Annotated in this window: 9 protein-coding genes; 4 read left to right on the top strand and 5 right to left on the bottom strand. The window is 70.7% G+C overall.

Translation table 11 applies throughout. The features are described from left to right. Nucleotides 1-227 precede the first annotated feature (227 nt). Both ACFV9H_RS29300 and ACFV9H_RS29295 read left to right on the top strand, forming a co-directional pair. Nucleotides 228-1163 carry an NADP-dependent oxidoreductase gene (locus ACFV9H_RS29300; RefSeq protein ID WP_385403935.1) on the top strand — a complete coding sequence of 312 codons (936 nt, stop codon included), beginning with the start codon at nt 228-230 and terminating at the stop codon, nt 1161-1163. A 216-nt stretch (nt 1164-1379) separates the two neighbouring features. Next, on the top strand, nt 1380-2183 hold the full coding sequence (locus ACFV9H_RS29295) for a methyltransferase domain-containing protein (RefSeq protein ID WP_385403933.1): 804 nt from the start codon (nt 1380-1382) through the stop codon (nt 2181-2183). Nucleotides 2184-2212: 29 nt separating this feature from the next. On the opposite strand, the gene ACFV9H_RS29290 is transcribed toward ACFV9H_RS29295, so the two are convergent. Beyond that, nucleotides 2213-3130 carry a transposase family protein gene (locus ACFV9H_RS29290; RefSeq protein WP_385403931.1) on the bottom strand — a complete coding sequence of 306 codons (918 nt, stop codon included), beginning with the start codon at nt 3128-3130 and terminating at the stop codon, nt 2213-2215. Nucleotides 3131-3441: 311 nt separating this feature from the next. Here ACFV9H_RS29290 and ACFV9H_RS29285 point away from each other — a divergent pair, with 311 nt between their 5' ends. Further along, on the top strand, nt 3442-4101 hold the full coding sequence (locus ACFV9H_RS29285; protein ID WP_385403929.1) for an SMI1/KNR4 family protein: 660 nt from the start codon (nt 3442-3444) through the stop codon (nt 4099-4101). A gap of 227 nt (nt 4102-4328) precedes the next feature. On the opposite strand, the gene ACFV9H_RS29280 is transcribed toward ACFV9H_RS29285, so the two are convergent. The 3 genes from ACFV9H_RS29280 to ACFV9H_RS29270 all read right to left on the bottom strand — a co-directional run bounded on the left by ACFV9H_RS29280 (nt 4329) and on the right by ACFV9H_RS29270 (nt 7066). Beyond that, a complete protein-coding gene (locus ACFV9H_RS29280; RefSeq protein WP_385403927.1) occupies nt 4329-5144 on the bottom strand; it encodes a hypothetical protein in 816 nt (271 codons plus the stop codon). Between the two features lie 127 nt (nt 5145-5271). Continuing rightward, a protein-coding gene (locus ACFV9H_RS29275; protein ID WP_385403925.1) for an IS5 family transposase occupies nt 5272-6131 on the bottom strand; the annotation gives its coding sequence in 2 pieces (ribosomal slippage) (nt 5272-5783 and nt 5783-6131; 861 coding nt in all). A gap of 104 nt (nt 6132-6235) precedes the next feature. Then, nucleotides 6236-7066, bottom strand: a complete 831-nt coding sequence (locus ACFV9H_RS29270; protein ID WP_385403943.1) for a hypothetical protein — start codon at nt 7064-7066, stop codon at nt 6236-6238. Nucleotides 7067-7444: 378 nt separating this feature from the next. Between ACFV9H_RS29270 and ACFV9H_RS29265 the strand changes: the two genes are divergently transcribed. Next, nucleotides 7445-7927 carry a hypothetical protein gene (locus tag ACFV9H_RS29265; RefSeq protein WP_385403922.1) on the top strand — a complete coding sequence of 161 codons (483 nt, stop codon included), beginning with the start codon at nt 7445-7447 and terminating at the stop codon, nt 7925-7927. Nucleotides 7928-8669: 742 nt separating this feature from the next. Here ACFV9H_RS29265 and ACFV9H_RS29260 read toward each other — a convergent pair. Continuing rightward, complete coding sequence (locus ACFV9H_RS29260) at nt 8670-9068, bottom strand: STAS domain-containing protein (RefSeq protein ID WP_385403940.1); 399 nt, start codon at nt 9066-9068, stop codon at nt 8670-8672. Nucleotides 9069-9172 lie beyond the last annotated feature (104 nt).

The following is a 9172-nucleotide window of genomic DNA, read 5'->3' as shown; positions in this document are numbered from 1 at the left end:
CGTGGCCCCCCCCCGTGGGTTTCCGGCCTTTCCCCACCTCCGACCCCCCCGCCACTTTGGTGCCCCGGGGCCCCCCCCCCCCCCCCGCCCGCCGGGCGGCGGGGGGGGGGGGGGGGGCCCCCCCCCCCCCCGCCCCCACCGCCTGACCCCGTCCCACCACCCCACCCCCCTCTCGCACACGGCCCGACCGCTCGGCGGCCGGCACAGACTCGATCAAGGAACTTCCCATGAAGGCAGCAGTCATCGACCAGTACGGCCAGGTCCGCGACGTCGTCCGCGTCACCGATGCACCCGTCCCCGCCATCGGCCCCCGCGACGTGCTCATCGAGGTCCGCGCGGCCGGGGTCAATCCGGTGGACCACCTGATCGTCAAGGGCTTCATGAGCGCGGGTGAGCCGGCCCAGCCGCTGGTCATCGGGAACGAGCTCGCCGGTGTGGTGACCGGGGTCGGGGCCGAGGTCACGCGCTTCGCGGTGGGCGACGAGGTCTTCTCCCGCGTCGACCCCCGCGTGGGCGGCGCCTTCGCCGAGTACGCCGCCGTGGACCAGTCGCTGGTCGCCGCCAAGCCGTCCGGCCTGACGTTCGAGGAGGCCGCCTCGCTGCCCCTGGTCGCGCTGACCGCCCTGCAGGCCCTGACCGAGCAGGCCGACGTACGGGCCGGGACTCGCCTGCTCGTCCACGGCGCCGCCGGCGGCGTGGGCTCCGCCGCCGTGCAGATCGCCAAACAGCTCGGCGCCGAGGTCGTGGCGACCGCCAGTGCCGGCAGCGTGGAACTGGTTCGTGAGCTCGGTGCCGACCGGGTGATCGACTACCGGGCCGAGAGGTTCGACGAGGTCGTCTCCGACGTGGACGTCGTCCTGGACACCATCGGCGGCGAGACCCAGGAGCGGTCGTTCGGCGTACTCAAGACGGGCGGCACTCTGGTCTCGATCGTTCCCATTGCGGACGCCGAGGCCAAGAAGGCCCGGTGGAACGTCGAGGCCCGCAGCTTCTTCATGCGCCCGCACGGCGAGCAGCTCGCCCGCCTCGCGGGCCTGGTGGAGTCCGGGCAGCTCCGGCCGATCGTCGAGACGGTCTTCCCGCTCGACGAGGCCTCCGAGGCCCTGCAGAAGGTGGAGCGGGGCGGCGCCCGCGGCAAGACCGTCATCGGAGTCCGCGCCTGACCGGACCCCGGCTCACGGAGGCCGACGACCGCCCACGGCCGGCGGCCTCCCGAACGGCCCGGGATCCAGCGCCACGCCGTCTTCCCCTCCGGGGCCGCGGCGATCGGAAAACGCACCCCAGCCGTGGGCCGGCTGTGCGGGGGGCGTTGGAAAATCGGAGGCCCGCACCGAGCTCCCGGCCCTACCCTCGGCTCACCCGACCGACAGGGGAGCCACATGGTCGACCAGCAGATCACCGACTTCTACGCCGAGTTCGCCGAGGCCGACCGGCTCCGCCTCACCGCCTCCGGCAGGCTCGAATTCCTGCGGACACAGGAGCTCATTCGTCCCCTGCTGCCCGCAGCACCCGCCCGGATCCTCGACGTCGGCGGAGGCCCCGGCACCCACGCCCGTTGGCTCGCCGAAGACGGCCACGAGGTCCACCTGATCGACCCCGTACCCAAGCACCTCGAACAGGCCGCGACGTACGCACACTGCACGACGGAAGCAGGCGACGCCCGCGCCCTCACCGCCCCGGACGACTCGTACGACGTAGTGCTGCTCCTCGGCCCGCTCTACCACCTCACCAGCCGGGCCGACCGGGTCAGGGCGCTCGCCGAGGCCGTCCGCGTCGCCCGCCCGGGCGGTCTGATCGCGGCCGCCGGGATCAGCCGGTACAGCCTGCTCCAGGACTACACCGTCCACGCCGAGCTCACCCCCGAGCTGTTGCACGGCGAAGTCGCCGGCGTCCTCGACCACGGCTCGTACGACGGCAGCCGCGGCTTCACCGTCGCCCACTTCCACACCAGCGACGAACTCCTCGACGAAGCGATGGCCGCGGGCCTCACCACGGTCCGGGTCCTCGGAATCGAAGGCCCCGGCTGGGCCTACCTCCGCGCCGCCGAACGCACTGCGGGCACGCCGCTGCACGACTCGCCGCTCCTCACCGGGGCCATCGAGACCGCCCGCCTCGCCGATCGCCATCACGCGGTCACCGACGCCTCCGCGCACCTGCTCCTCACCGGCCGCGCCGGCACCTGACCTGGCCGGACGGCGAGTCGGGCGCCCGCTCAGGACGACGGCCCGGACACCCGCCACACGGGACGGCCGTTCCTGAGGATGACGGCGTCCCCCGACGGACGGACCAGGAGGCGAGCGCCCGGCGCGCCGCCGGTACGGGAGGACCAGAGCGGCTTGCCGGCGGCATCGCGCACGCTGAGTTCGCCGTTCGCGGCGAACAGGGCGTCGACGCCGGACCCGGCCGTCCTGGCGCCCCACAGCGTCTGCCCGTCCTGCGCCTGGAGCGTCAGTCCACCGGCGGCATCGAAGCGCAGGCGTACCGAACCCGCGTCCAGACTGTCGGCGGGGCGCAGGACCGTCCCCGGATGCACCTCGATGGCATTGTCGAGCGAGCCTTCGGCCAGGGCCCGGAGCGTGGGGATCGACGGCGTGAAGGCGTACAGGGCCCCCTCCGTGCGCACGAAGTTCTGGAAGTCGAGGGTCGTGGCGCGGCTGCCGCTGGGGGCGGCGGACGCGAAGCAGACGGGTGAGGCGGGCCGGATGACCGTGTCGCTGGTGGACATGCCGAGGACGGCAGCCGAGCCGGCGCCGGCTCGACCGGCCAGGGCAAGGCCGACTGCGGCCAGGGTGGAGCGCAGCCGCTCGGTGCGCCGGCCGTACCTGCGGGTAAGGCCGGGTATCTGCTCCACGAACGTCCGGCGCGGGTACTTGGTGCTACCGCACCGAAACCGCCGGACCCGCAGCCGGAGTACGACGCTTCGTCCGGCGCTCGGGACATCAGCGAGAAACCGCAGGTAGGTGCTGCGGCCCCGGGTCGACCAGGCTCCGCATCCCGGGCAGGCGGCGTCGGCCGTGGTGCATTGCGCGTCAACGCGCACTGTCTCGATTCCCACGTCCACCGACAGCACCGCGACGTCCGCGATCGCCGGGAACAGCAGCTCCTGCAGCCGCAGCATGACCTCTTCCACGGCCCGGACTGTCCGCCCACCCGCGCTGACCACGGACCATTTTCGGGCGACTTCGCATGCCGCCCGGGAAGGCTCAGTTGTCACTCATCGTGGCCGCTGCACGGAAGTTGTGCCAGAGCCCGGGTTTGGGAGGCACCCGCCACTGACGCGATGGGTACATGTTCCGGCGTGCCCGACTACAGGCCGAGCATGGTGAATCGTGCTGCCGACATCGTCACCCGCTGCAACCAGGCCAGCGTTCTCCAGGCCCTCGGATGGATCTCTGCCGGACCGATCGGTAGGGTAGCGGAGACGAGAGAAGAGATCCTCCGATGGACTCCCGTATACCCCGCATACGCTCCAAGCTGGCGGAGATGCCGTACCAGGCGCAGCGCAGCCACTCCGTGTGCGGAGAGCGCCACCGGTTCCGGCTCCGCCCACGCATCAGCTCTGCAGAAGCCGACGCTTTCGAGGCGGAGCACCACATTGTCTTGCCAACGGCCTACAGAGCGTTCCTCACGGAACTCGGGGGCAGCGGTGCCGGCCCCTTCTACGGTCTTCTGCCGCTGGATGAGTGCAGGCTGTTCACGATGAACCGGAAGCCGTTGGATGGCAGCCCGCGGGGATTCACGAATGTGGACCACCCGGACGCGCAGCAGGGTGACCTGTTCCTCCATATCATCGAGATGGGCTGCAGCGATCTGTGCCTGATAGGCGTGACCGGCCCCCTTGCCGGCCGTATGGTCACCGGCAACGCGGACGGCTTCTGGCATCCGAACGTCTCCTCAGCACACGACTTCCTCAGCTGGTACGAGCGTTGGCTCAACCACATGCGGGACGGCAAGGACAACGCCGCGCTGGGACTGTCCTCTCCGGCGATCGTCGCGAGCGCCGCGTGGGGGCCCCGATTTCTGCGTTCGCGTGAGCCAGGCGGGAGCTCTTTCGCGATCACCGCGGTCTCCTCACCCGCCGCGAACCGCTCGCCGGCCTGAAGCCGGATCCCCTCACGAAACGCCCGACGCTCAGCGGTCAGGCCCCCACCCTCCGGATACCTGACCCCACCGGCATACCGCAGGGATCATGAACCGTCACTACCCGACGACAACCCGAAAACCTCAGTAGGAGGCGGCCGACGGCGGTCAGCGTCCCGATGAGGGAATGTGACCACCTGGGCGGGGAACTAGCTGACGCCGAACTGGCCGCAGGTCGGGCGGTCGGATCAGGGGGCCCAGGGCAGTCGTACGGCCTCGATCTCCGAGTCGTCGATGAGTGCCTCGACGAGCGGGGCCGGGCCGGCGACCTTGGTGGCCCCCAGGTCGTAGTCCGTGCACAGGACCCAGGACCGGTCGTGGGCCCAGAGGTTGGACGGGGTGACGAACTCCGCGTCGGGGTGGTCGTACAGGGCCTTCGCGTCCGCGAGCCGGCCGGCCCGGACGCACAGGTTGTCGAAGTCCTCGGCTCCGAGCACGAGCGGGGTGTAGTAGGCCAGGCAGCGGGTCTCCGGGCCCTGCGGACTGTGCTCGATGAGGATCTCGACCAGCCGGTTCCAGTCGGGGCGGTCCAGGCTGCCCTCGGACGGACCCGTGATGCCGACCGGCCACCCGCCCGACTTGCGGAGCGAAGGGAAGGATGTGTAGTCGGGCAGACGCCCCTCGGCGGCCACGGGATCGCCGGTCCGCCGGGCGAGCTCTGCCCAGCGCAGGCGGCGATAGCGTGGTCCGGGGTGCTCGCCTGTGGACTTGGCGAAGGGGTCCGAGGGGTCGGTGAACACGTCCGCGGGGTCGAGACCCGGGATGATCGCGGGACTGGTGCTGTTCCTGTTCAGGAAGGCCCGCAGGTACTCGACGTACGACATGTCGAAGGGCCCGAGTTCGTGTTCGTACATGGCATGGAGTACCCAGGCCGCGTCGGGCAGCGCCGGCGGCATGAACCCGGTGAGCCCGTCCTCGGCAGCCAGTTCCCTCAGCCAGTCGGTCTCCGCGGACGCGGCGAGCGGCCAGCGGGCGGTCGCCAGAGCGGCGGAGTTCTCGTACATCAGTTCAGGATATGAGCGCAGACCCGGTGCTGCTCCAGCGCCTCCCCAGTCTGGACGCGGCTGCCCTTCGGCTAGCCGTCACGGAAGAGCGGTCAGAACCCTTCAGTTGGCCCGTTAGAGCGTGTCTTCAAAGGGGCTTGAGCCAGGGGAACAGGGATGCGATGGTGACGGCTGCCTGGTAGGATTCGCGGGTTTTGTCGTAGCGGGTGGCGATCGTGCGGTACTGCTTGAGGCGGTTGAAGCAGCGTTCGACGACGTTGCGTTTCTTGTAGAGCTGTTTGTCGAAGGCTGGTGGTCTGTCTCCGTCGCGGCCGCGGCGGGCTCGGTTGGCCCGCTGGTCTCGGCGTTCGGGGATGGTGTGGCCGATCCCGCGTTTACGCAGGTAGGCGCGTGTCTTGCGGGAGCTGTGGCCCTTGTCGCCCAGGACGTGGTCGGGGCGGGTTCGGGGCCGCCCGGGCCCGGCCCGGCGGACCTTGATGGTGTCCATGACCTCCTCGAAGCGGGTGCGGTCGGCGGCGTTGCCGCCGGTGAGGACGAAGCCGAGCGGCCGGCCGCGGCCGTCGCAGGCCAGGTGGATTTTCGTGGTCAGTCCGCCTCGGGATCGTCCGAGGGCGTGATCACATATTTCGTCCCCCTGCCCTGCCCCTTTTTGCGGGCGCCCGCGGCATGCTGATGGGCCCGCGTGACCGTGGAGTCGACCGACACCAGCCAGTCGATGTCACCGGTCGCGTCCTTCTCCGCCTGGACCGCAGCCAACATCCGCGTGAACGTCCCGTCCAGCGCCCACCTGCGGAAACGCGTGTACAGAGTCCTCCAGGGCCCGTACCGTGCCGGCACATCACGCCACGCCGACCCCGTCCGCAGCTTCCACACGATCCCGTTCAGCACCCGCCGGTCGTCCAGCCGCGGCCGCCCCGAGGACGACCGCGGCAACAACCCGGACAGCGCTTCCCACTCCACATCCGTCAGCTCATGACGACGCACCATGCCGACATGATCCCCCATCAGAACCCTTTGAAGACAGGCCCTAGCCGTTTAGTTGGCCTGGGTGTGCGTTGTTGCAGGCCCGCAGGCCTGATCCTCGGCGCTGTTCAGGTACTGGTTGCTCGGACTGAGCGGGGTCGGGCGCGCAGGGCAGGCAGCCGTGCACAGTCTTGCGCTTCGGCCAGGCTCTCGCCCAAGGTCAGGAGCGAGAGGAGCCGCACCGGCCGGCCGGCTGTGGCAGCGGCCTCCAGTTTGTGGTGGCCGTCGAGGAGGAAGTGGGTCAGGCCCCAGTGCACGGAGGGGTCATCTCCCAAGTCGTGGGCGGGCTGGCACACGTCCAGCGTGGAGATCGCCACTGCCGTGGGGACCGTTCCCTGCTTCATGAGCGCGACGTACTCCTCGACGCGCTTCCTCTCGTTCCACGTCGGGGGGACCATGGGCACAACGAACTCGTAGAGGTGGGCGTCCGCGTCGACGGCGGTCTCGAAGGTCCGGTAGTACGGGGTGTGCGGGTGCTCCGGGAGGCCCCAGAACTGATCGATCCCCCACGTCGTGACCTGCTCGCCGCTGAAGTAGTCGCCTTCCTGGCCGGGGACGACCAGCCGGGGTTCCACGCCCAGGAGCAGCGGAAGGTACTCGCCCTCCGGCAGCAACGCACCGAACGCATCGATCACGCGGTCATCGTCCGGATCGTCCAGTGCGCCGGTGAGCTGTTCCTGCACGATCTCCAGGGACAACTTCTCCCTCGCGCCCTCCAACCGGCGGAACAGCAACGGGCACGTTCCGCAGTAGAAGCTGAGCTCGAAGGCAGGCTCGTCGTCGACCATGAGCAAGCGGCGCCGTGGCCCCCCGCCGATCTCCTGCAGTTCCGTGTCGAAGCGCAGCCGCGCCTCGGGGGCAGGGAGGCCGAGGCTACGCGGGTCGCCCAATTTGATCATCACGCACCGACCGTACGGGACGCCGTGGATCGGCTCCACCGACTACTGAGCGCGTATCTGGCCGGACGGGCCAACTACAGCGCTAATTCACAGTATGTCTGGTGGCCAGGGCGGTGATGGCGGGGCTGGTCACGCCCTGGGCCGCGCGGCCCAGCTCGGCCATGTCCGCGGCTCCCGCCCCGGGCCCGGGTGCAGGCCGCGCCGGGCGGCGAGCCGTGAGGGAGGCTCTGGGGTGACGCCCCCGCCGGTGGAGCCGATGCTGGCGCAGGCCGCGGAGTCGGTGCCGGGCCCTGGTGTGCTGCGGGCAGGGGTGGCCTACGAGCAGAAGCTGGACGGCCACCGGGCGATCGTCTTCACCGCGGCGGCCCGGGTGGGCGGGTGCTGGTGCAGACCCGTCGGGGGTCGCTGGTGCAGGACCGGTTCCCCGATCTGGTGGCGGCCGCCGAGGGGCAGTTGCCGCACGGCCTGGTCCTCGATGGCGAGCTGGTCGTCTGGGCCGGAAGCGGGGCACTTGCCGTGCGAGGCGTTGCAGCGCCGGGCCGCCGCCCGCTCCCAGGTGGCGCCGCCGGCCTCGCCGCCCGGTGGCCGGCCTACTTCGCCTTCGACATCCTGCAACAGGAGGGCAGCGAGCTGATGGGCTACCCCTACCGCCAACGCCGCCTCCGGCTGGCAGCCCTGTTCGCCCTCCACCGACTCACGTCCCCTTGGGCGCTGTGCCCGATGACAACCGACCTGCTCAAGGCGCAGCAGTGGCTGGAGTCCTGGACCGAGATCCCCGGGGTCGAAGGCATCGTGGTCAAAGCCATGAACCAGCCCTACCGGCCAGGACCCAGAGGCTGGTACAAACTACGTCACCCGTAACAGGACCGAGGCGATCATCGGAGCGATCACCGGAACCCTGATCCGACCCCAGCTCCTCCTGCTGGGACGCCGCGACGCGTACGGTCACCTCCGCGCGATCGGCCGCACGGCACCCCTCCGTGCCGAGATCGCGCGCCTGGTCGGGGGCATGTGATCGCGGCCGATGCCGGACATCCCTGGGAGGGCCGGCGGTTCGCATCGGTGTGGGGCACCCGGGACATCCTGGTTATGACCCTCGTACACCCCGAGCTGGTCGTGGAGATCAGCGCCGATACGGCCGTCGATCGAGGCGCGTTTTCCGGCACCCGGTCCGTTTCAAACGGCTGCGCCTGGACGTGACCGTGGAGGAGGTGCCGCTGTTCAGCGAGGGCCCGGGCTCGGCGCCCGGCTGAAGGCCTGAGTGGGCACCTGCAACACCTGAGTGGGCACCTGCAACAGAGGGGGAGGGGCAGGTGCCCACGGGTGCGGCCGGAGGCCGCTCACCGAGCCGGCCGCGCCGCAGCCTCCAGCGTAAATTCAGCAGGTGCGAGGAGTCACGGGCCAGTCGTGGAGGCATGTGCAGGCCGCGTGCGCGCGCGTGGCCGCGCCGCCGACGAGCGCGGTGGCCGTCACCACCGACCCATCGTGCCGCTGACCTGGCGAGTCCAGCCCGTCAAGACGTCGCGATCTGCCTGACGTCCAAGGCCCACCCGCTCGACGAGCTCGACAGCCCCCGTGGTCGACGTCGACTGGCGGCCCCGCGTTAGGCGCGGGGCGGCCATCCGGCGGCGAAATCCACGCTGTCTCGTGCGTGCTGGGCGCGTTCTTCGATGAGCCGGTGGAAGCCCGCCAGGGCGTACCGCTCCCCGGTGGCCGAGCCGGGGCCGGGAATGCCCGCGACCTCGGCCATGCACCGCTGGGGTTGAGGCTGCCAGCCGGTGACCAGGACTCTCAGGCCCAGGCGCTCCGCGCGCCGGTGCACGTCCAGGAGGTGGAGCAGCCCGTCGGCATCCATGAACGCGACACCGTGCAGGTCCACCAAAAGATCCCGCTCATCGGAGGTGACCTCGTCCAGCGCCCGCCGGAGCGTTTCCCCCGCGCCCTCGTCGAGTTCCCCGACGGCGCTGACCAGGACCGAGATGCCGCAGTGCTGGACGCCCACAGTGATCAATGGTTCTCCTCCGCCTGCCGCAGTGCTTGCGTGCCTGCGGGCTTCCATCCTGGCGTCGCCGTCCCCGGCGCCGGGGCGAGGCACGCTGAAGTGTG

Source organism: Streptomyces sp. NPDC059874 (assembly GCF_042731135.1).
Lineage (GTDB): Bacteria > Actinomycetota > Actinomycetes > Streptomycetales > Streptomycetaceae > Streptomyces.
The sequence above is the reverse complement of the archived record's forward strand: the minus strand, read 5'-3'. Positions and strand labels throughout refer to the sequence as shown.

Bases quoted from the DNA above. Each gene is read 5' to 3' on its own strand.
- ACFV9H_RS29270 (WP_385403943.1), bottom strand. From the start codon at position 7,066: ATGATCAAATTGGGCGACCCGCGTAGCCTCGGCCTCCCTGCCCCCGAG.
- ACFV9H_RS29295 (WP_385403933.1), top strand. From the start codon at position 1,380: ATGGTCGACCAGCAGATCACCGACTTCTACGCCGAGTTCGCCGAGGCC.
- ACFV9H_RS29280 (WP_385403927.1), bottom strand. From the start codon at position 5,144: ATGTACGAGAACTCCGCCGCTCTGGCGACCGCCCGCTGGCCGCTCGCC.
- ACFV9H_RS29300 (WP_385403935.1), top strand. From the start codon at position 228: ATGAAGGCAGCAGTCATCGACCAGTACGGCCAGGTCCGCGACGTCGTC.
- ACFV9H_RS29285 (WP_385403929.1), top strand. From the start codon at position 3,442: ATGGACTCCCGTATACCCCGCATACGCTCCAAGCTGGCGGAGATGCCG.